Here is a 24,587-nt window from a genome sequence, read left to right on the forward strand (position 1 = left end):
GCTACTCCCTTATGTAATCCTTAGCAACAAGGTCGTAATACAAAGCTTCCAATTCTGCCAATGACAATCGCTCTATTGAATGCTCCAACACGCGAATCAACTCTGCCCGACGTGTATCATTCTCTATTCTATCAAAATTCATATCGTACGTTTATAAGCTATAGAACAAATACTATGCCGAAACAAAAGTAATTGAATTAATTGTGAAATCAAAAGATATTGGCTAATTTTGCGTGCATTAATGTAGAATTAAAATGTATGGGAAAGAAACAAGAATACAAATTAAAGAATGAAGAATACCTTAGAGAACTTAGTCAGAAGGAAGGTATCAAGAAACTTCCTAATGGTATTCTATACGAAGTAATAAAGGAAGGAAGCGGTGAAGGAAAAGTTACAGAACGTTCTATTGCCACCTGTCATTACCGTGGTAGTCTTATTAACGGCAATGTTTTCGATGATAGTTGGCAGAGAGGTATTCCAGAGGCATTCCGTGTAAACGAACTGATTACAGGATTTCAAACGGCACTCTGTGCGATGCATAAGGGTGACCATTGGCGTGTTCATATCCCCTATCAAGAGGGTTATGGAACAAAACGCGATGGTGATATCCCTGCTTTTTCCACGTTGGTTTTTGATATAGAACTATTTTCAATAGGATAAGTAGTTGAGGCTTCCCTTTGTCTATAAAGCATATTAGAGATCAATATACATCCCAAAAGAGTGGCTATGCGTTGATTGGCATAGCCACTCTTTTTCAATTAAAGAATAAGAAAGACTAAATTACATAATATTTCATCGTATTGAATATGTCACTTGGCATATTTTTTGTAACTTTGTAGTCTAAGAATTATAAAACAAAAGACACATAAGATGAATATAAAAGAGACTCCTGTCCTCCTGCTTACAGGTTATTTAGGCAGCGGTAAGACAACGTTAGTAAACAAGATTCTTGCCAACAAGAAGGGTATTAAGTTTGCCGTTATTGTCAACGACATCGGTGAAGTGAATATTGATGCTGACCTCATCGAGGCAGGTGGCGTTGTCGATCAGAAGGATGATTCGCTCGTTGCACTCCAAAATGGTTGTATTTGTTGTACGCTGAAGATGGACTTAGTGCAGCAGTTGAACGAAATTGTTTCACAGCAGAAGTTCGACTACATTGTTATCGAGGCAAGTGGTATCTGCGAGCCTGCCCCTATCGCACAGACTATCTGCGCATATCCACAAATGTATCCAGACCTTGCTAAGAAAGGTAAGGCAGTACTTGATTCTATTGTGACCGTTGTTGATGCACGTCGTATGTGTGATGAGTTCTCTGCTGGAAACGACCTTTTGAAGAAAGACTTGCAAGAAGATGACATTGAGAACTTACTTATCCAGCAGATTGAGTTCTGCAATATTATCCTTCTTAATAAGGTGGATGATGTCAGCAAAGAGGAATTAGGACTGGTGAAGAAGATTATTCGTTCACTTCAACCAAAGGCTGAGATTATCGAGTGTAATTATGGAGATGTTGACTTAGACAAAATCCTCAATACAGGAGATTTCAACTTTGACAAGGTTGCTACCTCTGCTTCATGGATTGCAGAGATAGAAGGTCACGATGATGAGGAGGATGAACATGAACATCATCACGACCATGATGAGCATGAACACCACCACGATGAGCATGACGAGCATCATCACGAGCATCACGAGCATCACCATCACCACCACTGCCACCATCATCACGGTTTGGAAAATGAAGAAAGCGGTGAAGCTTTGGAATATAACATCCAGACCTTCGTTTACTATGCACGCCGTCCATTCGACATCAATTTCTTTGATGACTTCGTAGCACGTCAGTGGCCTAAGCAGATTATTCGTTGTAAAGGTCTCTGCTATTTCTCTAATGAGAAGGATATCTGTTATGTCTTTGAGCAGGCTGGTAAGCAGGTGAGCCTTCGCAATGCAGGTCAATGGTATGCTACTATGCCACCATTCCAGTTGCGCGAGTTCCTTGAGAATAATCCTAAACTTAAGAAAGATTGGGAGGAGCCATACGGTGACAGAATGCAGAAACTCGTATTTATTGGTCAAGACCTCGACAAAGAGGCTATCACCAAAGCATTGGATACCTGTCTGACTGATTTCTAATCAGTCATTGGTCCTTATCCGCTTCTTAGGAACTCTAACTATTTTACTGTCGAACAGATTGTTTGCATTTGTTGCAAAGGCGTAGCAAATAGCGTAAAGACAAACAAATAACAAAGCCCTTACTTATCTATAAGCAGATAAATAAGGGCTTTTTTATGTGTATTAATAATTATCTTGGCCTCCTATTAGTCATTAAAGCCTAAACTTTCTTTAGTCTTATGACTGATTGGGCAGGTATCAGATAAACCATTTTAGAGAGATATTACGTTTAATCCAAAGCTCTAAGTTTACAATATGAATTGCAATGAATACAGAGATTGGGGATTAATATAATATCACCTCATCGCCAATTCTCAGACCACGCTCGGCAATCTTTTCGTTCTTCTTCACAAGACTCTTCAAACGAATACCATAACGTTGTGCAATATCATACAAACTCTCTGACTTACGTACATAATATGGACGCTTCTTAAACTCCTTCGGACCTTTCTTTTGTTTCTTCTTCAACCAGATATACTCTCCAGGAATCAGACGTTCATGCTTATCACGTTCATTGTACTTAGCCAACTTACCTACACTAATTTCTAATTCTTTACTTAACGACTTAAAAGAATCTCCCTGTCTTACAATAACATAATAGTTGTCATTGTATTTATTGATAGGATGTGCACCCAAAACCTGAACAGGATTTGGACGACCATTTTCTATGCCACGAACAACAGAATTCTCACCACTATGATGAGCCATAAAGCGGTCATAACTTTTCGCCTTATCATACTCGTAAAGCTTATAAAGCTCAATAAGATTAATGAGACTCTGTGCATAGACAGGATTAGTAGCATAACCTACTCGCTTCAACCCATACGCCCAACCACGGTAATCGGATCTATCCAAACTGAACAGACTTCTATAACGGGGACGGTCACGAAGAAACTTACAATGATCTTCGAAACTTTCTAACGCACTATCATACGCACGGAAACATTCTCCTTTTGCATCATCATCATGCGAAATCGTACGACCCAGCCAACCATGACATTTGATACCAAAGTGATTATTACCAAGAAGAACAAGTCTTCCACGCCCTGCCCCACTCTCGAGCAGACCTTGTGCCAACGTGATACTTGCAGGTACGCCATACTTCAGCATACCTTCAATAGCCATGTCTTTATACTGATCAATATAGGATTGATAAACTTGATTCCACCTTGCCTGTCCCGACGCTACGGTAGAAAACATATAGAGGAATGAGATAAAAAGGAAGATATATCGCTTCATAAAAAGTTCTTTTTAGATTATATAACTGCAAAAATACGGGTTTTATTATATAATACAAAGTGAATTATCTTAAATCTCACAAAGATTTCAAAACTTATACGTAACTTTGTATTCATGAAGACAATCATTGCACTTGGCTCAAATTATAATCAGGAGGAGAATATTTTCAAAGCTCAGACACTGCTGAAACAACGTTTCGAGGGTGTCAAATTCTCTGATGCACAATGGACTGAACCGATTGGAATAAAGTCTGACAAATTCTTGAATTGTATAGGAACTTTTGATACAAAATTATCTCTCAACCAAGTAATACAATGCTTAAAGGAAATAGAACAAACTATGGGTGACTCTCACGAAAATCATCAAATAGGAAAAGTTCTGATTGATATTGACCTCGCACAATATGGCGAGAAGATTGTAAAAAAGATAATATGGCTGTAAGAAGAACAGGAAAATTAATCATAACGCTTCTGCTATGCCTTACAACTTCTATCCCTGCATTTGCACAAAAGAGTAAGGATGCTGAAGAATTAGGGAAAGCACTGGAATACTTTACTTCAGCAAAGTATCATGAAGCCCTGCTTATCTTTCAGCGATTGGATAAAGAATATAAGCTTAACGAACGTTTTAAGGCTTATATAGGTCTTTGCTATTACCATGATTGGGATTATGAAGCAGCAGTTAAATACTTAGAGGGTGTTATGCCTAAACTGGAAGTATTTGCGCCACATGAGCGGTCAGTCTACTATTATACCACTGCAGAAAGTAAGTTTAACTTAAAGCAATACAAGGAAGCAATCCCCTATTATGAGAAAACACTAACCGTATGTTATGAACGAGAAAAAGGGGATGTCTATTATCGGTTAGGTCTATGCAATATGTTTCTTCAATCATGGAAACCTGCATATGACCAATATATGAATGCTGAAAAGATTTATAACCAGTATAAACAGGAAGAAAATGTGCAGGGACGACTTGCACAGATAAAACGTATGGCTACTGCTTGTTGGACAAATTATGAGGCTACATTGCCAAAGGATTCTTTGTCGAAAATAACAGACAACACGACCAATAAAGATAATAAAACGACGCAATTAAAAAACATATCGACAATTATCAACTCATTGATTTCTACGATGTTATTACCATCTACAACGCCAGATAATGTAAAAGATATTATCAAAAAAGAAGAGAAAATAAAACTTGAAAAATAAGTACTAAATTTCTATTCTTTTCTTCGTTCGTTCAGTTTTTTTTCGTACTTTTGCGACACGTACATATCAAAAATGGCAGAAAAATCATGCCTTTTATCCACTTGACATACAAACCTAATAAAGATTGAGATTTTTATTTATTCATTTGAAAATCCAACGGCTTTTATGTAGAGGATAAGAAGGTAAGGTAAATCAGATATTACCATAATCTAATATATGGAGAAACACAACAAGGGCTGGCACCGAAGACATTAAGATCTCCGACGTCAGCCCTTAATATGGGTTATAAAAGAAGGTGTTTACTCCATTGCCTCTTTTATCTTCTCCACAATATATTTCACATCATCATCTGTTACTAATGGTCCACTTGGTAAACACATACCTACTTTGAAAAGACTTTCGCTCACACCATTTACGTATGCTGGACAATCCTTATAACATGGTTGCTTGTGCATTGGCTTCCAAAGAGGACGGCTCTCAATATTGGCTTTATCAAGGAAGACACGCATAGCCTCAACATTAGCATTTGGTTCACAATCTGTATGAGCATTATCTACTGAATGAATAACACCAGCTGCACCACCTACTGCTCCCTGTACTGTTGTCTTATATGCATTCTCCTGACCTTTCACCTTAACAGAAGGGTCAAGAACCATTGTGTTCAGCCAGAAGTTAGAATCAAACTCTGATGAAGGGTTTGCATGGAAGGTAATACCATCTATCTTACTGAAAGCCTCTTCATACAAATGAGCAATATGACGGTGATGAGCAATATGCTCATCTAAAACTGTCATCTGACCACGACCGATACCAGCACAAACATTACTCATACGATAGTTGAAACCAATCTTCTCATGCTGATAGTATGGATAACCCTCGCGAGCCTGTGTTGCATAGAACATCACATTATTACGAGCCTCTTCATTAGGACAAACAAGTGCACCACCACCTGATGTGGTAATCATCTTGTTTCCATTAAATGACAGAACACCATACTCACCAAAGGTACCACATACCTGTCCTTCGTATCTTGAACCTAAACCCTCTGCAGCATCCTCTACAACAGGGATATCATATTTATCTGCTACTGCAAGAATTTCTTTTATCTTCGCAGGCATACCATAAAGATAAACAACGATAATTGCCTTTGGCTTCTTACCCGTCTTGGCAATTCTATCATTGATTGCTTCCTCTAAAAGTGCAGGGTCAAGATTCCATGTTTCCTTCTCTGAGTCAACAAACACAGGAGTTGCACCAAGGTAAGTTACTGGATGTGAACTGGCACAAAAGGTAAAACTCTGACAGATGACCTCATCGCCTGCTTTAACTCCCAATGCAACTAAAGCGAGGTGTACAGCAGAGGTACCAGAACAGAGTGCAACTATACGCTTATCCTTCAATTCTGGTAAAGACTCCTTCCAAAGATTATCAGGATTATCCTCATGCGCCATAATTGTCTGTGGATATTCCTCTTTTTCAAGGAAGTTTCTCCTTTCACCTGAAGGACTTACAGAGACAGAGAAACGTCTCAAGTCATCTTCAAAACCATTGACATTTGGTCCCAATGGCACCACCCAATTGGTATCAAACGCCTCTTGGATGTATTTCATCTCGTTACCACTCATGTGAGCGAGACAAAGTAAAACACGATTTCTTTCCATTTTACTCTATTTTACAAGTTCATCCTTGCTAACAATAACAACACTGTCATACATCATCATTAAAACACCATCATCATACTTACCTATAATACTTTCGTTAACTTTTCCTTCCATATTATTTTGAATCAACTTGAAGAAATCAACTCCAGCCCCATAAGCATGAAGATAAGCACCACCAAAACGAGGATTAACTTCGCTCAAATAATACTGACCATCTTTGTACCAGAAATCCATATCTACAGGGCCATTAAATTCTAACACCTGACATATTTCTTCAATAAAATCAAACAATTTTTGATCTTTAAAAGAAATTGTCTTACTTGCACCTCCAATTTTGGTTTCAAGTTTATTCTTAGAGAATGCAGCAACAGGTTTATGGCTGTAACAGTCAATATAAACATCTGCATCACAATCTTCACAGTCCATGAACTCCTGAATTATATAATCAAACTTACCCTCTGAAAAATAATTTTCAAGTTCATTCATCGTAATACATTTGTGAATACCTACACTTCCACTACCTGTTCTAGGCTTAATAAATACAGGGAAAGTTATTTCATTGTTCTTATACCCTGTCTTGAAATGCTCTAAGCTATCATAAGTAAGAACTGTACGAATATTGTTCTTTTCAAGATAACGGAACATCTCATACTTATCAAAACAATATGCAGCTGTTTCTTTAGAAGGTGCTAATACAATAATACCCTCAGCTTCAAATCTATCTCTATTCTTTGCAAGTAACTCTATCTCAGGATCTATCAATGTTGTAATAGCCTTTACATCATTATCTTTTGTAATCTTCAAGATAGTATTAATATAATTAGGATCATCTATACGTGGTGTCAAATAATGTTCATCAGCAGCATATAATGCAGGAGCTATGCTTTGATTATCAGTTGCTATAATCTTACAACTATCACCTAATGAATCTTTTAAAAACTTGAACAGTTGTACACGACGTCCACAACTGCAAAACATAATATTCTTCATATGCAATTAATATTTTGATTTTTGAATAAATTCATCCTCACACCATTCTTCACGGATTACGAATAAATGACCTTTAGAATCTTTTAAATAAATCGTTGGAAAATAATGAATAAATAAAGGTGTTAAACTCATTGTATAGGCACCTACCCTATGAAAAATCACTCGATCACCAATGTTAAGTTTCCTCTCTCCTGCAGGGATTGTAAACATTCTGTCATACTCTAGACAAGTTAAGCCACTTACAACCTGTGGTAATTGACTAAAAACAGAAATATCACCTTGACAGCAAAACTCTTTAAAATAATCTGATTTACGAAAAAAAGGATCTATATCATTACGTGTTCCATCTGTACAGACATATGTTTTACCATCATGATCCTTTATATCTATAACTTCTGCAACATAGTCAAAACCAGAAGCGACGATAGCGTTACCTGGCTCAACAATAAAAGTAATATCACGTAATTTAACATCTAAAGCATTAAAAAATGCTTTAGAGTACTCATCATAAGTAGGCTTGTTAGGCATACACCCAAAGAAACCTCCACCCAAGTCCCAATATTTGAGAGAAAGATTATATTTAAGAATTATTTCTTGTACATAACATATAACTCTTTCATAAAACCTCACACTTCTCGTTTTAGGCTCTCTATGGGAATGAATACCAACAATCTTTATATTATTCTTTTTGAGAATTAAATTGATGACTTTATCCAATTCACCTGATTCAAAAGAAAAGCCAAATCGACTATCATCTTCTGGATGATCTTCATCTTCAGGAGATACGAGAGAAGTATTAATATTTATTCTAATACCAATTTCATACACTTGATCCTTAGGCAAATCATCTAACCAATCTACTTCTCTCCATGTCTCAATATTCACTATTGCCCGATGCTTGATGGCATCAAGAAAAGTTTCTTTTGATTTCATAGGACCATTATATATAATATGATCCTTCTGAAATCCTACCTTTAAGGCAAGTTGATACTCGTGGTATGATACAACCTCTGCATAACAACCATTATCCTTTGCTATTTTTAATATGTAAGGTAAAGAATTAGTCTTCACAGAATACCCTATAATACTCTTTGCAAAGTAAGTACTTAACGCTGTTTTGAACTCACAAATATTATGAGCTACATCTTGTTCATCAAGTATAAAACAAGGGGTATGTAATTTAATTTTTTCCATTAAATTCTTCCATAGTTACTGTCACATTATCATTATTAGTATTAATGCCCTCACGACACAATACAGCCCTAATAGAAAACCATATAACTTTCATATCTGTCACAAAAGAAATATGATCAACATACCAAACATCATACTCAAACTTTTCTTTCCATGTCATTGCATTACGACCATGACATTGTGCCCAGCCCGTAATTCCAGGAAGCACATCATGACGACGCATCTGTTCACTTGTATATAAAGGTAAATATTTAACAAGTAAAGGACGTGGTCCTATCAAGCTCATATCTCCTTTAAGAACATTAAAAAATTGGGGTAATTCATCTATAGAAGAATTCCTTACAAATTTTCCTATTCTAGTAATTCTTTGAGTATCTGGTAATAAATTCCCATCTGGTCCTTTATTATCATTCATTGTCTTAAACTTAATTACCTTAAAAATTTTGCCTTTATATCCTGGACGGGGCTGAAAAAAGAAAACGCCTGCACCATTATTTGCAAAATACAAGAGAATAGAAAAAACTATCAGTATTGGCGAAATACAAATAATCGCCAACAAAGATAAAACAATGTCGAAACATCTTTTAAAGAAATACTGATACATATTATCTTTTTGCGTCTAAATGATAGTCTTCTGGTTTACCCCATAACTTTTCATAAGGATTCAATTTCATCTCTTCTTTAAAATCCTTTAGCTGCTCTAAATATGAGTATTTTGGCTTCCAGTTAAGTTCTTTAAATGTCTTTGTAGCATCAAATGCATTTTCCAATGGATCTGGTTTATCACTAACATAAATAATTTTAGAAGGATTCTCTTTTGGAGAGAACACCTCAATTATACCCTTAATCTGATCCTCAAGAGAAACTTGCCAACCATTTCCAACATTATATATACCTCCTTCTATATCAGAAGCGACACAATTAGAAACAAGTTGTGTGAAGTCTTTAATATAGACCATCTCCTTCTTCTTGTTATAATTTCCCCAAATTTCAATAGGTAAACTTTTTGAAGCTCTATCCATCAACATTCTAAAAGGCATCATTCTTCGCTTAAAATCAGCATAGTGATATGCATTAGGATGATACTCATATATTGTGAAAAATCTCAAGATAAATCTATTTATCCCATAAGAAGCATGATAATGCTCTATCAAATCTACAGCAGCATTTTTAGCTATAGCATAAACAGCATGGTCTCCTGTCAGAGGAAATCCTCTTCGCAAATCTGCCCCTAACTTACCTCCATTTTTAAATCCTTCAAAATGTTCAGCTAAGTCATATGGACTCTGTGGGAATATAATTTTCTTACAATTATGCTTCTGCATAAACTGTAACACATTGAGAGTTCCAATTGTTATAGATTCTATCAAATCTTGTGGGTCATAGTCATAACGTGATGGTAAACTACCAGCAAAATGGCATACAGCATCAATATCTCCTATATCATCTAATGAATTAAAGGTTTCTATTTTCTTTATATCCAAAGAATAATATGGAATATCATTACCTTCAAAGAAATCATTATCACATTTTCTATTACCAACAGCTATCACACGATTTCCATCCGCTTTCAACTGCATACAAATTGGAGCTCCTAGATTACCAGTCGCGCCAAACACAACTACTGTCTTCATACTATCTTCTTAAAATTCTTTTCAATTTTTCACTAAAACTATCGGGAGAATTATATTTTTCCCATTCTTTAAAACCAGGCCAATTCCAATATTTCTTTGGTAACCAATACTGCTCTCCTAATGGAATATAATTAAGAAATTTACCTTCATTAAGAGTATCAATTGAAGTCATCTCTTCTTCTGACAATTTGAAATCGAATATTGATATGTTTTCTTTAAGATGCTTTGTCTCCCATGTCTTAGGAATCATTATTATATTTTGTTGTAAAAACCATCTTAACACAACCTGAACAACTGAACGATTATGTCGCTGAGCAATATTAAGTAATATTTTATTATTAAAAATCTCTGCTCTTGGCTCTACTGACCGATAATGGCTAAAAGTTGACATTGCTTCAACAGCAATATTCTTTTCTCTACAATAAGAAATTATACCTTTATTTGTATTCAAAGAACTTATTTCAAACTGATTTACAGCAGGTACTATATCAGAGAATTCTCTGAGGTATTCTATGTGTGGTGGAAGAAAATTACTAACACCTATAGCCTTTATTCTACCTAAAAGATATTGCTTTTCTAACGCCTGATACATTTTTCCACACATAGGCCATGGCCAATGTATAAGAAAAAGATCTATATATTCTGTATCTAAATTTTCAAAAGACTCTTGTATAACATCATCTATACTCTTGCCATTACGGCGATTGAAGAAACTATGTAGACCATATTTATAATCTGATGTATATAATGCATCTGCATTAATTTTTGTAGTAATAAATACATCACTCCTTTTGATTCCATTTTCCTTTAGAGCACGAGCAATAGTTCTTTCATTGTGGTACCTCCACGCAGTATCAAATTGACGATAGCCCAATTCATACGCTTGCCCTATTGTCTTTATCAATTTATCTTCAGGAATAAGAAAAGTACCAAGTCCTACCTGCGGCATTTTCACCCCATTATTTAAAGTAACATATTCCATACTTAAAAATTATTCATTTAAATGTTTCATTATTTGTTTATAATACCCATATTGTCCTACAAATTCTACTAAATCAAGATCTGGGTCATGGTTTCCTTCTATTAAAATAGGACCATCTTCCTTTATTGCGACATCCCAGCCTATATAGCGAACTTGATTTATCTTATCTGCTGCTTTACAACAAAGATTCTTCACCTCCTCCCAAAAGGGAATCAATTGACCCAACATAAAAATATCGGTACCTGGATGAATCAATAAATCTGGTGAATTATGTGACCAACTAGGAGAAACAACATATCCAGTCTCAATATCAACTTCATACGCTTGTCCTCCAGAATGACTATTATCTACAATTGAGTTTCCAACACCTACACGCAATGAAGTTTTAAAGACATAAGCCTTTTCCGTTTTTTTGTCATATACTGTATAAACACGAATAGTATTAACAGAATGTCCACCAAACATCATTTTGTTGTGTTGCTTTACATATTCTTCTATGATAAGATCTTTCTCTTTTAGCTTTTCAAAAATAGCCTCTTGTTCACTTTCTATAACATTAAGAACAAAAATTCCATTTCCTTCCCAATCTGAGCTTGGTTTACAAATGATTCTTCTATGACGAGTTACAAAGTTAATAAATTCATCTTTCGTCATTTTCGTACTTTGTAACCATTCGCGTCCAATAAGATTATCAAAGAATTGATTAAAATGTATTTTATTTTCCAAGTAATGTGTGTAAAGAGGGTCGTTGTAATTCTTTATAATTTTTTTCCATTTGCGATATGTCAAAATACGACGTCGTTCAAAATCCTTTCTACAATAAAATTTACCATCAAGATACTGATTGAGTACACAACCATATCGTATCCATGACCAAATACAATCAATCATCATTGTACATGGATTAATCTTTTCCTTTTTTGCTATAACAGAAACACCTTGATAATATTTCTTTAGCCCAGAAATTAATGAAGTTGCATTCATATACTACAAATATTTTTTTAATAATGGCCAATACATATTTGACCCTATAAATTCTATCATATCATAATCCCCATTATGATTACCCTCTACGAACTCCGTTCCTTCCCTTGTTATTGCAACATCCCATGAAATGAAACGACACTGTGGTAATAACATGTGAGCATTTATACAATCATGCATGACTTGAGACCAATGCGGAATCTGAAATCCCAACATACAAATATTAGTTCCAGGATGCAATATATTACCAGAGCCATTAGCAGAAACACCTTTAGAACAAACACAGCCTGTTTTCAAATCAATTTCGTAAGCATATCCACCCGCATGATAATTATCAACAACAGCATCACCTGTTCCAGCACGAAGTACAGCCTTAAAAACTTTCACCTGATGGCTCTGTTTATTCATTATAGTCATTACACGTAAGGTATTAACAGATGTACTACCAAAGAACATATCAGGGTGTTGCTGAATTAGTTGTTCTATGATTACATTTTCGGATTTAATCTTTGTAAAAAGATTATTTATCTTATCGTCTTGTACTGAAGAGGTGTCAATTCTGTAAATTCCACCACCTTCCGTACCAGAGAGAGGCTTCACAATAAGACCATTGCTTGCAACATATAATTCTTTAAAGTCCTTAAGAGTCATTGACTTAGAAACTATCCATTTCCTGTGAACATAATTACAGAAATACTGGTTAAATTTCTCTTTGTCTTCTAATAAAGGGATATATTCTTTATTATTTACAGTATGTATCAAACGAAAGAGTCCTCTCATTGTCAATATTCTGCGACGCTGAAAAGTTCTATATCTATAAAAGGAACCATGTACATATTGTCGTGAAGTACAACCATAACGAATAAAACACCAAGAACTATCAATCCACAAATAAATTAAGGAAAGCCCCTCCTTTTCATGGATTTTTTTGAGTAATCGATTCGTTTTACTAAAATACGAAAAATAAGTTTTCAATTCCATCAAATATTATTATTCAAAGATCATTATAAAATTTAAGTAATGCTTTCCAAACATTCTGTTGTTCATATCGCTCACAAATTATAGGTCGAGCATTCTCTCCCATTCTTTTCACCTCTTCTGGATGGTAATAAAACCACTTAATCATAGTATAAAGTTCAATGGTAATATCATTTACACGCACTCCTTTGTTATCCAAAGGTGCTTGTATTATTTTACCATTCACTCCATCTTCTATTATCTCATTAGATCCATTGATATTAGTGACAATTGCAGGTAATCCAAGAGCTCCTGCCTCAAGCGGAACATTTGGGAATCCTTCACGATAAGATGGAAAAACAAGGACATCACTTGCCATTAAATAAGGGCGAATATCTGATTGTACACCTATGTATTTAACGTTCTTTGACTGCATGAGATAATTAAGTTTATCTTTTGCCAACGCATCATCTTCACCATCAATTTCACCTATTAATAATAGCTTTATCTCAAATTTTTCATCTTCTAATTTACGTATAGCATCAGCTAACTCTCCTAAACCCTTATCGTTAACTAATCTTCCAATAAATACAAAAATAAAATCATTATTAGAAAAACCCAATTCACTGCGGACTAGACTTCTTGCCTCTTTCTCTGATAAATTACGTAAGTGAATCTGCTTATCAGCTAGCTTTAAAGAAGCAGTTTGTATTGTATTGTCACGACTGAAGAATTCTGTATCCTTTCCATTAATATTGCCATAATGAATTACCTGCAGTGCCTTTTTAGTAATATTATCACGTTTTAAACATTGCAATACCCCTTTTCCTTCTGGAATAACATTTGTAGCAAAAAGACATGACAAGCGCTCCATAGTCTTAAGAATCTTCCTTAAAACTCCATGAGCACCCTGATAACGCAAACCCGTAACGGTATAGACTCTATGGGGTACACCAGCAAACCATGCAGCTATCATTGCCAAAAGGCTTCCCTTAGGAGTATTAGCATGTACACACCATGGCTTCTCCTTACGGAATAGACGATACAAGAACCACAAGCCCTTTATATCTTTCACTAAACTTATAGGACGTTCTAACGGAGCATCCACAACACGGATTCCCTCTCGTTCACTAACTACCTTCAGAACACCTGTATCTTTTGCAACGCCAATAACCTCAAAGTATTGGTTCAAAAAATTCAGTTGCCCTTTTAGCAAACTATTTAAAGATATGTCCGCAGTTGTAACGCGAATTAATTTCTTTCTTTGAATATCTTTCAAATTATAAAAATCTATTTATCAAGAAGAAAACTTGATGATATTAATTAAAGATATTTTTATAAACATCAGCATAACCACTTACAGTATTGCTGATATCAAACTCTAAAGCTCTATTGTAACAGCGTTCAGCTATTTCATTATAATAAGCTTCATCACTTGCTAAACGATTAATTTCTTCAGCCAATACCTTTGCATCCTCATGTGGGAAAAGAATGCCATATCCCTTAGTAACCTCTTTCAAACCATTTACATCAGAGGCTATAAATGGCTTATGTGCACTCATTCCCTCTACATTACTAAGACTCAATCCTTCCCAATGAGAAGACATCACGATAATATCTGCTGCTCTCAGAACATTTGGAATATCAGTACGTAAGCCTAAAAATCTCACTCTCTCACTTACACCTAAAGACAGAGCTAATTGTTTTACTTCTTCCATCCGTTCACCTATACCAGCAAACCAGACCTCATATTTTTCTTTATCTAATAAGGTTAAAGCCCTAATAATAGTATCTTGGTTCTTTTGTTTACGAAATCCAGCCACCATCAAGATAGATTTACGACTTTCTTTTAAATCTAATAATTCTTTACATGGTTCAGCTTCTGATATTATATTGACATCAATTCCATTATTTATTGTGGTAATAGACTTATACTTATTTGATGATTTGACAAGCCAATCCCCTCCCATATATTCTCTTAGTTTGTCTTCTGCAATCTTACTAATACATATTACATGGTCATACCTACTATACATCCAACTTTCTATCGGACGATACCACATCCAATTTCGCTTCCGATTAGAAGTATTATGTTCTGTAGAAACAAGATTCGTGTGACTAAACAAATTGGCAATTGCAACAAATAGCTGTGGTGATGAATTATGAGTATGAACAATGTCATAATTCCTCATTATCTTTATTAGCTTTAATATATAGAGTGGATTATAAACCCCATGTCCTAACGCATATATCTTTGTCTGTGGACTCTCTTTCTTCAATCTATGGGTCAATGGTGTTTCTTTTCCATTAAAGATACATAAATCCACAGTATTCCCTAAAGCCTGCAACCTTGGTATTAAATTAACCACCAAAGTTTCAGCCCCACCCATATCCAAAGATGTAATGACTTGTAATATTTTCATTATCTGGCTGCGTTTATTCTATAATAATAATTCTGTTTTAATCGTATTCCAAATAAGAATACCACAATAAGTTTAAAAACTATTTGCTGTCACTTTTAACATTTCTATATAGATAGTTGATATTCATCGGTTTATGATTTATTTCCAAGTGACGAAAATGACAGCAAAACTGAAAAATTACGCAATAGTTATGATAAATCTGCCCCCGAGAAGACACATAATCATATAGTATTTTCACTGTTAGTATGCTTGGAACCAAATATATGACTAACATTCCTGTTTAACACATACATACCAAGATGTAATGAATTATAGAATCCTCATAACTGTCTTTTAATTACACGTATATCATTCAAATGCATCAACCAACCTAAAGGTGCTACAGCATTCCATAGTCCAGAAACCTTCGGATAACTACCATTTCCATTATAACACAAACGAAATCTCCAATAGTTAGCAGCAGCTTTAAACTTATCTTTAAATGGAATGTTAAGCTCTAACATTTCTGCATAACACATCATAGAGGTAATTGGACTTTTCATCCTAACTTTAACTATATTAGAAGTTATTCCTTCTGGTTGATACTCCACTTTGTATATTATCTGATTGAAATAACGTAATTTATATTTTTGAGCGATACGATTCCATACCAATGCCTCTGGACAAAACTTTTCTCCTTCTATATCTGGGAAGGGGAACTCTTTCATTACAGAAGTACGAAAGACTTCTTTCATATCTCCTGTTACATGAAACTTATATCGAATATCAACAGAATTGCAATCTATAGAGTCATCAGGAAGCCCACTACCTATTATACGTCCATCAAAATATCCATCTATGCCTGACACACCAGCAAAAGATATATCATGTTTAATAGGTTGATAAGTTTCAACTACCAGTTCTAAAGCATTATTAGGAAGGATATCATCACTGTCTAAAATAAAGAAGAGTTCTCCTTTAGCTAATCCAACGCCAGTATTAATAGCCCTATGCTTTCCACCATTCTCTTGCTGCACATAATGTATATTTAACTTCCCTTCCTTTACAAAGGAACTAACAACGTCTTTAGTATTATCCTTAGAACCATCATCTACTATAATCCATTCAAAATTCTTATATGTTTGAAGAATTAAAGTGTCATATAAACGGTGCAAAAGGTCTGCACGATTATATGTTGGGGTAAAAACTGTTATCATTCTTTCAACCATATTAAAACATTAATTTCATAAAAACTCATTGCAAAGCTTTAAAAATTAGGAGTAAATCGAAAAGCCTTTCGGCAAAACTTATCCTCATCATAATTGTAGTTATACTCATATGTTTTACGAATTATATCATTATCACGATATCCGTCCGTTAGAAAAGTTTTATAAGGAGACAACAAATTATATGCCTGCCAGTTCGTATATATTCTCAAATATAGGAATAGACAAACCCCTAATATTAGAAAAGAACCCAAAGATAGAGTATTATATCTATATTTATTTATAAATGTTAATGTAGAAATAATTCCCATCATATAATACCAACTCAAACGACCACCATTCTCAGAGCGAACAAAAAGTAATAATATACCACAGAAGATAAGTGCCATATTCAACAAGACTACATGAGACTTATCAGTAGGAATATACCTATAGTTCTTAAGTATAAGGTATAAAAAGAAAAATGCTTCTAAAATATATGCAACTCTTAAGCCTCCACTTGCATTATACTCTCCATGCCGCTCAACAACAGAACTGCTTTCATATACTTCAAAAAGTGAATTAGGTAAAGATGACATTCCTAAAATAAGTAAAAATAACATAATCCACACAATTATTTTTGGTGAAAATTTCCTTCGTGGTACAAAATATAGAGGAAAGAAAATAATCGCAGAATTGTGCATAGAGAAACCTATAAGGACTATCACCATAAACTTCCAAAATTTACGTTCAATAACATACTGAACTCCTAACCAAACGATAGTTGCACCAAGTACTTGTCTTAAATATGTAAACGTAAAAAAAAACCATAATCCCAAAAATAAAATTGTCGCCAAAGGATAATTTACAGTATATTTCTTTATCGAAATAAACAACAAAGTATAAATAATCAAGGTAACAATTAAGATAAAAATATAGCGATTCTCTGTAAAAAAAGAGATTATCACATTTAATAAAGTATATCCTATTTCACTACTATAGAAATTATAAAGAAATGAATCAGAGTAATCACCTTTTATCGTTGTTATATCAGCAATATTATCAAAAACTTCTCCATAAATATATCTGTCATAACCGCCAAACATATCTGAAAAGCCCACGAAAAGAGATAAGCCTAAAAGAAACAGGAACAAAAATGAACTATGTTGATTCCTTCCTGGGTTAGTAGATAGGAAGAAAAAAACTGGTATAAAGAAAATTAGAAGATACAACCACATAAATTATTTTTTATTTATAATTCCCAAAAAGATTTCTTGCTATAGCCATTGTATTATGCTCTAACAGGACTTTCTCTTGCCCTTTTTTAGCAATACTCTCATAAAGAGATACATTTGCTTTTATAACATAAAGAGATTGAATGAATTCAATACCATTAGAAACCATAACACACGAATCTCCGTTCTTTACAGATATATTCTCTAATGCGTATGGTGTACCAATGATTAACAAACCATTTGCTATCCCATCTAACACCTTACCTTTCGTACCAGTACCTACATCTATAGCATTAACTTGTATATCGTGATTTTGTAATTCTGCTATATAATCTGGTGCAAAAGAAATGTGCTGAGACTGAAATCCCACTTTATGAAGTTTTTCACTCCACATCTCCCATCCTTTTCCTAAAAAAGTTATTTCGAAATAAGAAGATAAACCATTACAATTTTTCTCAAGTTTTGACAGAAAATCGTCACTTCCATGCTGACAATAAAAATCGTATCTACCTGTAAATATTAATTTTATCTTTGGTTGATGAAACTTTATAGTCTTTTTGCTATTATAGGCATATAAAGGATGGCGCATAAATAAAGAATTAGCTTGACCGTTCATAGATTTAAAAAAATCCGCATCTTCCTTACCAACAAAATGATATATTACATCTTTCTCACAGAAACGCCTCTCTAAACTCTTGTACTGCCAATATGCAAATGAATATTTCATTATTTGCAATAGACTCATAGTTGCCCAAGGCTGCCGAAGCATCCTATAATAATAAAGAGATTCACAATCAGGCATAGTTACTATACATTTTGAACCTTCAAAATATTTAGAATGATTAGCTAACTCTTCACCATAAATCCAAATAACATCAGAGTGTGTACTTTTAATAGAATCAATATTTTTGGGGGGTAAACTACAATAACTATACAACGGATATTTCAAGAAAACTCGAAGAAATACTAAATGTAACTTCATCATCATTTTTAACCACTTGGGCTTATCTAACAGATGAATTGTTATATTCAGTTCTTTTTCTACTTCCTCTATCTGGGCTATATCTAATTCATTAATATTATAGCTATATACATTGATCGAAGCTGAAAAAGACTTCTTTACTGAAGATATCAAATGATAAGGTAAAGCACTCGCTGCACGACAATTATTAAATGTAGGAGTAGATAAGGATATTAAAGTCAATCTCATAAAAATACAATTAGTTATTAAGCCCTAAACGATATCTAATGAAATTCTTTACCATAATCATGAAAGCACAAAGCTTTAATATTTTTTTTGTGCGAATATATACCATTAGCCATTGTTGAAGATTTAGCTTATATTGATACCTTTTTATATCTCTCTTAAGCTGGACAAGATAAGGATGTTCCCATTCAACAATAGACTCTGGATTATTAAATGCAATACCAACAAGGCCATTCAATCTACTCCACAAAATCTCTGACATATAACAAGAGATTACATCAGAAGGAATAGACATAGCCCTTATCTTATCAAAAATCTCCTCATGTTCTAAGGAAGCCTTTTTCGTGTGAGAGACACTAGCTGTATTACGTCGGAAATTATACACCTTCTTAAAACAGATATGTGGTGCACGGGTAATCTTGAACATTAAACGAATATTCATTATCATATCTTCTTCTCCGTCTATTTCCCGAGGAAAATCAAAAATATCATCTGTCAATAATGACCGACGATATAGTTTCGCCCAAGGTGTCGGAGGGAGGAGCTTTGCTGTAATCATATTACGACGACAATCATCAAGTGACAATTCTCTACGATAATTAGGAGTATCTGGAAAACCAATTACGATGTCTGTGTCCTCTGTAAGACGATATAAATTCTCTAATGCATCCTGAGGTAAAGAATCATCATTATCACAGAAATTAATCCATATTCCTTTCGCTTCACACACTCCACGCCTTCGAGTTGCGTTTATACCTTCATTTTGTTTATGTATAACCCGTACTCGATAATCTTTCTTTGCATAATCATCGCATATCTGACCAGAGCCATCAATGCTACCATCATCAACTAATATTAACTCAAAGTCTGTAAAACTTTGATTAAGAATACTATCTATGCATTCATGGAGATAACGCTCTCCATTGTACACAGGAACAATAACAGATATTTGTGGATTCATTCTTTATTATATTTATTCCATTCACGATTCCATCTTCTCCAAACGAGGCGTACCGGTTCCTTATGCGAGATTACTTTTGCGGGATTCCCTGCAACAGTTGTTCCAGCTTCAACATCTTTTACAATTACAGCCCCTGCACCAATTGTTACTCCATCTCCTATATTTACATCCTCAACTATACAAACAGATGTGCCTATATAAACATTATTACCAATTTGAGCAGCTTTTAAAAACATACTACCAATAGTGGTAATTTGATAAATATCGACATTATCACCTATGATTGCAGAAACATTTATAACTATAGGTCCATTATGAACTATTCTCAGTCCATAACCAATTTGTGTTTGGCGATGTATAGAAATATGCATAATAAGGCCTATAATCTGATAGATAAACCTACTTACCCTCCCGTAACAAATTATTACAATTATACAAACGCAGCCACAATAGAAAATGGAATCCACCATCAAAAAGTGTTGACAACCACATTCTAAAAATTCCTACATCCCGTCTCCCTTTTATACGGTAATAATCACTTCTTATATAATCCAAACATTCTTTATATCTCATCCTATATACATAATTAGTAGTCGTCTATCTCATCATGAAACGATTATTAAGCAGCATTGATAAAATACGTTTTTTTAACGACGTATAAGTAAATTGTATTGGATAATAATTACATTTACGATACTCCTCAAGAATTGCACTATAAATACCGAGTTTCTTTAATCCTTTTTTTCCTCTATAAATTGCTAGGATATTCCCAAGTAAAACATTTTTCCGATGCTCAGCAATGTAATCAGCCAATTCGTTATCTTTACCGTTATATTCTTCCGACAAAGTTTTGAAAGAGTCTAAAATAACAATATCATCTTTTAAATACTTCAACCTTTTCTCAGGATTGGGAGTATGTCGTACAGATAAAGGATGTTGAATATAAATATATGGCGCTATATCAGAAAACAAAACTTTTGAAGCATGAGAAACCAATCTGTATGATAACTCTACATCTTGATGTGTTATACCTACTACGAAGAAAAGTTTATTATCAATTATAAACTTCTTACTTGTAATAAGAGCACACACGGAAGAAGGTTTATACCCTAATAAGATAGCATCTCTACCCAATATAATTTTATTATGCGGAAGAGATGGTTGAATACAACTATAACATATAAATTTGTATTCCTCATCTACATCTTTTAGTTGTACGCCAAGTATATCTATACTAGGGTTTTCTTTCAACAAGTATAATATTCCAATAATATCTTTTTCAACAGCATCATCAGCATCTACACACCAAACATATTCACCTTTGCAAGTTTTTATTCCATAATTTCTCGCTGTACTCTGTCCTTGATTTTCTTGAGTTAAGTATGTTACATTGGAATACTTTGCTGCATAGTTCTGAGCAATCTCTGGAGACTTATCCTGTGATCCATCATTAACAAGAACTATTTCATACTCCTCTTTTAATAAATTGGAGCCAAGAATAGAGTCTAAGCAAATCCCAATGTACTTCTCTGCGTTATACATTGGGATTATTATGCTAAGTTTATATTTATAGTCGTCCATCAACAATATCTCTATTTAAGAAGCCTTTGACATCATAAATAACACCATTCTCATTTAATTTCTCTCTCCAGTCTGTATCAGCAAACTGCTTATGAGAAACGGCAAGAATAATCGCATCATATTTCTTATCCTTAGGCAAAGACGCGACAGCATCAATCCCATATTCTTTCTTCACTCTTTCAACATTAGCCCATGGGTCTAAGACCGTAATATTTGAAGTGTATTCCGACAATGTAGAATAGATATCAACAACCTTAGTATTACGTACATCAGGACAATTTTCCTTAAAGGTGATACCAAGTATCAAGATATTAGAATCCTTGACGAGTGCACCCTTCTTATTCATCATCTTGATTGTCTGATTTGCAACGTAATCTCCCATACCATCATTCAATCTACGTGCAGCAGACATAATACGTGGCAAAACTCCATAGACCTGTGCCTTTTGAATGAGATAATAAGGATCTACACTGATACAATGACCACCAACTAAACCAGGATTCAACTTAATAAAATTCCACTTAGAAGCAGCAGCATCTATTACATCTCTTGTATCGATACCCATTGCATTGAAAATCTTAGCCAACTCATTCATAAACGCAATATTAACGTCACGTTGAGAGTTTTCAATAATCTTTGAAGCTTCAGCTACTTTTATAGAAGGTGCTTTATGTGTTCCGTTAATAAGAACTGCATTATACACATTATCTACCAAATCAGCAATCTCTGGAGTAGAACCTGATGTTACCTTTTTTATTTTCTCTACAGTATGCTCCTTATCGCCTGGGTTTATACGCTCAGGAGAATAACCTGCAAAGAAGTCTTTATTAAATGTTAAGCCAGAAACCTTCTCTACTACAGGTAAACATTCTTCTTCCGTTACGCCTGGATAAACTGTTGACTCGTAAACAACAATGTCTCCCTTAGAAATAACTTTACCAACCGTCTCACTTGCACCCCAAAGAGGCTTCAAGTCAGGACGATTGTTTACATCTACAGGTGTTGGTACAGCAACTACATAGAAATTACAGTCTCTAATGTCTTCCAGATTAGTTGTACAAAGAAAACCATTTTTTATAGCAGACTGTAATAACTCATCTGATACTTCTAATGTAGCATCATGACCAGCCATTAACGCATCAACACGACCCTGATTCATATCAAAACCAACGGTCTTAAACTTTGTTGAGAATAATCTTGCCAAAGGCAAGCCAACATAACCTAAGCCAATAACGGCAATTTTAATATTTTCCACTTTCATAACTTTATTTTTTTTTTCAATCTTATCTGAAACAATTTATATGACATATCTATTAAACTTAAATAGATTTCTTATTTTAACCTATAACATACTTAATTGAAAAGACTAATGCAATTATTAGTTGCATTACTACAAAACGTCAATATCTCCTGTTTTTTAGTTATGCCCATAATGTAAATAAGAATTAACTTTTAAAACAATAAAACTACGCGAATTACTATCTAATACAAAATAAAAAGATAATATTATTATCAATGTAGTTGAAATAAAAGAAATTGCAAAAAAAGACCAAATATCGCTTTGAATAAGTCTTTCAGTAAAGAACGCTGTCCCAAAAGATACACATCCCAATAATGTTACAGCTAAAATAGTATGCACAACATAGTCATAAACAGAGAAACTACTTATCTCATGCTTTAATGCCCATAAATAAATACCACATGCAATCAAGGATGTTATAAGGTTAAATATGAAAGCATATATATAAGAATGAGTCCAAAAAACAATAAGATAAGTTATTCCTACAGATAACAAATACTCTATACCACAGAAGATATTTGCATTCTTTATATTCCCTGTTGCTGTAATTGCAGTATATAATAAAGGATTAAAGCTATTAAAGAAGTTTTTAATCAATAGAATCTGACATATCACAATAGCACCTGTTGGAATTTCTTTTAACCATAATCCCATTAAAAAATCCATCTTTATAATAATTGGGATAGATATAAGTAGAATACAAATTGAAGAAAATTTACCGCCTATGGATATTAAATAATTCATGCGCTTATAGTCAGATTCTACATAGCCCTTTATAATTTGAGGAGTAAATGCCGTCGTTATGTTTCCGATAAAGGAATAGAGCATTCCCTGAACTTGAGTAGCTATTCCAACAGCAGCGTTTATGATTGTACCAAAAAAAAGATTAATAATAATATTAACACCTTGTTGTAAAACTGTTAACGACACATTTCCTAACAGAGTCCAACCAGAGAACTTTAGCAACTTGGGGAATAACTCTCTATCTAAGATTTTAATAAAACGACTCTCAGAGAAATTCCTTAAACAATAAATGCGATAAAAGACTATAATACAAACAGATATAACCATATATAGTATGCTATACAAAATAAGATGATCAAGCATACTATAAAGTGTTATAAAAGCTATTATAAGTTTCAAACAAGAACTCAATATTTCTATAACTGCAAATACCCCAAACTGTTCATGTGAGGTTATCAGAGAATTATACGGAACTTGTGTTATGCCCAAAGCTGTAGAAATTATAGCTGATTGGTATACCCAGTTCGCAGCAAGCATTCTATCTGGACTTATAACTAATTGAGTATTAACAAACCATAACCCAACTGTTTCAGCAACAAAAATAAATAATCCAGCTAATCCTACATGAATCATCAAAGCTGTAGAGAAAGTTCTTCTGGTTTTCTCAAAATCCTTCTCACCTAAGCTATATGTAATATATCGACTTGTAGCTCCACTAAGAGAAGAAGTCAACATATTTGCTAAAACTACTATACCCCCCACTAAATTATAAATACCATAATCTGATACGCCCAATGCCTGCAAAACAATACGAGAAGTGTAAAAACTTATTGCCATGCTAATAAACATGCGCATATAAAGCATACTGGCATTTTTTAAAATTACTTTATTGGATGACATAAAATTATAGCAATATTATTCA

At 34.0% G+C, this 24,587-nt stretch carries 24 protein-coding genes; 4 read left to right on the forward strand and 20 right to left on the reverse strand.

Annotation, left to right across the window (positions count from 1 at the left end):
- Position 1: 1 nt before the first annotated feature.
- Positions 2–142 (reverse strand): hypothetical protein, encoded by a 141-nt coding sequence (locus tag HMPREF0659_RS12735; RefSeq protein WP_004361231.1) that lies wholly within the window; start codon positions 140–142, stop codon positions 2–4.
- Positions 143–258: 116 nt separating this feature from the next.
- On the opposite strand from HMPREF0659_RS12735, the gene HMPREF0659_RS04435 reads away from it, so the two are divergent.
- A complete protein-coding gene (locus HMPREF0659_RS04435; protein ID WP_013264817.1) occupies positions 259–660 on the forward strand; it encodes an FKBP-type peptidyl-prolyl cis-trans isomerase in 402 nt (133 codons plus the stop codon).
- 210 nt (positions 661–870) lie between these two features.
- The gene (locus tag HMPREF0659_RS04440) at positions 871–2,136 is read left to right on the forward strand and encodes a GTP-binding protein (RefSeq protein ID WP_013264133.1); all 1,266 of its coding nucleotides are present in this window, start codon (positions 871–873) and stop codon (positions 2,134–2,136) included.
- Between the two features lie 324 nt (positions 2,137–2,460).
- On the opposite strand, the gene HMPREF0659_RS04445 is transcribed toward HMPREF0659_RS04440, so the two are convergent.
- A complete protein-coding gene (locus HMPREF0659_RS04445) occupies positions 2,461–3,414 on the reverse strand; it encodes a glucosaminidase domain-containing protein (protein WP_013264103.1) in 954 nt (317 codons plus the stop codon).
- 114 nt (positions 3,415–3,528) lie between these two features.
- Between HMPREF0659_RS04445 and HMPREF0659_RS04450 the strand changes: the two genes are divergently transcribed.
- Positions 3,529–3,855, forward strand: coding sequence for a 2-amino-4-hydroxy-6-hydroxymethyldihydropteridine diphosphokinase (locus HMPREF0659_RS04450; protein ID WP_013263853.1), 327 nt, complete (start codon positions 3,529–3,531; stop codon positions 3,853–3,855).
- Positions 3,846–4,628: a tetratricopeptide repeat protein gene (locus HMPREF0659_RS04455; protein ID WP_013263932.1), complete on the forward strand. Its 783-nt coding sequence runs from the start codon at positions 3,846–3,848 to the stop codon at positions 4,626–4,628. The genes HMPREF0659_RS04450 and HMPREF0659_RS04455 overlap by 10 nt, the downstream gene beginning before the upstream one ends.
- Positions 4,629–4,927: 299 nt before the next feature.
- Here the strand turns inward: HMPREF0659_RS04455 and HMPREF0659_RS04460 are convergent, their stop codons facing one another.
- The 18 genes from HMPREF0659_RS04460 to HMPREF0659_RS04545 all read right to left on the reverse strand — a co-directional run bounded on the left by HMPREF0659_RS04460 (position 4,928) and on the right by HMPREF0659_RS04545 (position 24,565).
- Positions 4,928–6,289 (reverse strand): aminotransferase class I/II-fold pyridoxal phosphate-dependent enzyme, encoded by a 1,362-nt coding sequence (locus HMPREF0659_RS04460; RefSeq protein ID WP_013264039.1) that lies wholly within the window; start codon positions 6,287–6,289, stop codon positions 4,928–4,930.
- Positions 6,290–6,295: 6 nt separating this feature from the next.
- Positions 6,296–7,279, reverse strand: coding sequence for an ATP-grasp domain-containing protein (locus HMPREF0659_RS04465; RefSeq protein WP_044045878.1), 984 nt, complete (start codon positions 7,277–7,279; stop codon positions 6,296–6,298).
- A gap of 6 nt (positions 7,280–7,285) precedes the next feature.
- Positions 7,286–8,473, reverse strand: coding sequence for a type III PLP-dependent enzyme domain-containing protein (locus tag HMPREF0659_RS04470; protein WP_013263880.1), 1,188 nt, complete (start codon positions 8,471–8,473; stop codon positions 7,286–7,288).
- A complete protein-coding gene (locus HMPREF0659_RS04475) occupies positions 8,460–9,077 on the reverse strand; it encodes a sugar transferase (protein ID WP_013263923.1) in 618 nt (205 codons plus the stop codon). Before HMPREF0659_RS04475 ends, HMPREF0659_RS04470 begins: the two co-directional genes overlap by 14 nt.
- 1 nt (position 9,078) lies before the next feature.
- Positions 9,079–10,107: an NAD-dependent epimerase/dehydratase family protein gene (locus HMPREF0659_RS04480; RefSeq protein ID WP_013265027.1), complete on the reverse strand. Its 1,029-nt coding sequence runs from the start codon at positions 10,105–10,107 to the stop codon at positions 9,079–9,081.
- A 1-nt stretch (position 10,108) separates the two neighbouring features.
- Positions 10,109–11,089: an aldo/keto reductase family protein gene (locus HMPREF0659_RS04485; RefSeq protein WP_013264405.1), complete on the reverse strand. Its 981-nt coding sequence runs from the start codon at positions 11,087–11,089 to the stop codon at positions 10,109–10,111.
- Positions 11,090–11,098: 9 nt separating this feature from the next.
- Complete coding sequence (locus HMPREF0659_RS12250; RefSeq protein WP_013264902.1) at positions 11,099–12,073, reverse strand: sugar-transfer associated ATP-grasp domain-containing protein; 975 nt, start codon at positions 12,071–12,073, stop codon at positions 11,099–11,101.
- A gap of 3 nt (positions 12,074–12,076) precedes the next feature.
- Positions 12,077–13,054 carry a sugar-transfer associated ATP-grasp domain-containing protein gene (locus HMPREF0659_RS04495; protein ID WP_044045879.1) on the reverse strand — a complete coding sequence of 326 codons (978 nt, stop codon included), beginning with the start codon at positions 13,052–13,054 and terminating at the stop codon, positions 12,077–12,079.
- A gap of 13 nt (positions 13,055–13,067) precedes the next feature.
- On the reverse strand, positions 13,068–14,309 hold the full coding sequence (locus tag HMPREF0659_RS04500; RefSeq protein WP_174254477.1) for a glycosyltransferase family 4 protein: 1,242 nt from the start codon (positions 14,307–14,309) through the stop codon (positions 13,068–13,070).
- A gap of 40 nt (positions 14,310–14,349) precedes the next feature.
- Complete coding sequence (locus HMPREF0659_RS04505; protein WP_013264480.1) at positions 14,350–15,453, reverse strand: glycosyltransferase family 4 protein; 1,104 nt, start codon at positions 15,451–15,453, stop codon at positions 14,350–14,352.
- Between the two features lie 320 nt (positions 15,454–15,773).
- Positions 15,774–16,661: a glycosyltransferase family 2 protein gene (locus tag HMPREF0659_RS04510; protein ID WP_013264429.1), complete on the reverse strand. Its 888-nt coding sequence runs from the start codon at positions 16,659–16,661 to the stop codon at positions 15,774–15,776.
- A 38-nt stretch (positions 16,662–16,699) separates the two neighbouring features.
- Positions 16,700–17,875, reverse strand: a complete 1,176-nt coding sequence (locus tag HMPREF0659_RS04515) for an EpsG family protein (RefSeq protein ID WP_013264919.1) — start codon at positions 17,873–17,875, stop codon at positions 16,700–16,702.
- 10 nt (positions 17,876–17,885) lie between these two features.
- Positions 17,886–19,082: a glycosyltransferase family protein gene (locus HMPREF0659_RS04520; RefSeq protein WP_013264844.1), complete on the reverse strand. Its 1,197-nt coding sequence runs from the start codon at positions 19,080–19,082 to the stop codon at positions 17,886–17,888.
- 10 nt (positions 19,083–19,092) lie between these two features.
- Entirely contained in the window at positions 19,093–20,040 is a 948-nt protein-coding gene (locus tag HMPREF0659_RS04525; protein WP_013264328.1) for a glycosyltransferase family 2 protein, read from the reverse strand.
- Positions 20,037–20,411 (reverse strand): serine O-acetyltransferase, encoded by a 375-nt coding sequence (locus HMPREF0659_RS12870; RefSeq protein ID WP_226893162.1) that lies wholly within the window; start codon positions 20,409–20,411, stop codon positions 20,037–20,039. Before HMPREF0659_RS12870 ends, HMPREF0659_RS04525 begins: the two co-directional genes overlap by 4 nt.
- A 226-nt stretch (positions 20,412–20,637) precedes the next feature.
- A complete protein-coding gene (locus HMPREF0659_RS04535; RefSeq protein ID WP_013264675.1) occupies positions 20,638–21,621 on the reverse strand; it encodes a glycosyltransferase in 984 nt (327 codons plus the stop codon).
- Positions 21,608–22,882 carry a nucleotide sugar dehydrogenase gene (locus tag HMPREF0659_RS04540; RefSeq protein ID WP_013264544.1) on the reverse strand — a complete coding sequence of 425 codons (1,275 nt, stop codon included), beginning with the start codon at positions 22,880–22,882 and terminating at the stop codon, positions 21,608–21,610. The genes HMPREF0659_RS04535 and HMPREF0659_RS04540 overlap by 14 nt, the downstream gene beginning before the upstream one ends.
- A 156-nt stretch (positions 22,883–23,038) precedes the next feature.
- On the reverse strand, positions 23,039–24,565 hold the full coding sequence (locus HMPREF0659_RS04545; RefSeq protein WP_013264399.1) for an oligosaccharide flippase family protein: 1,527 nt from the start codon (positions 24,563–24,565) through the stop codon (positions 23,039–23,041).
- Positions 24,566–24,587: the final 22 nt, after the last annotated feature.

The sequence above is a fragment of the Prevotella melaninogenica ATCC 25845 genome, assembly GCF_000144405.1.
Classification (GTDB): domain Bacteria; phylum Bacteroidota; class Bacteroidia; order Bacteroidales; family Bacteroidaceae; genus Prevotella; species Prevotella melaninogenica.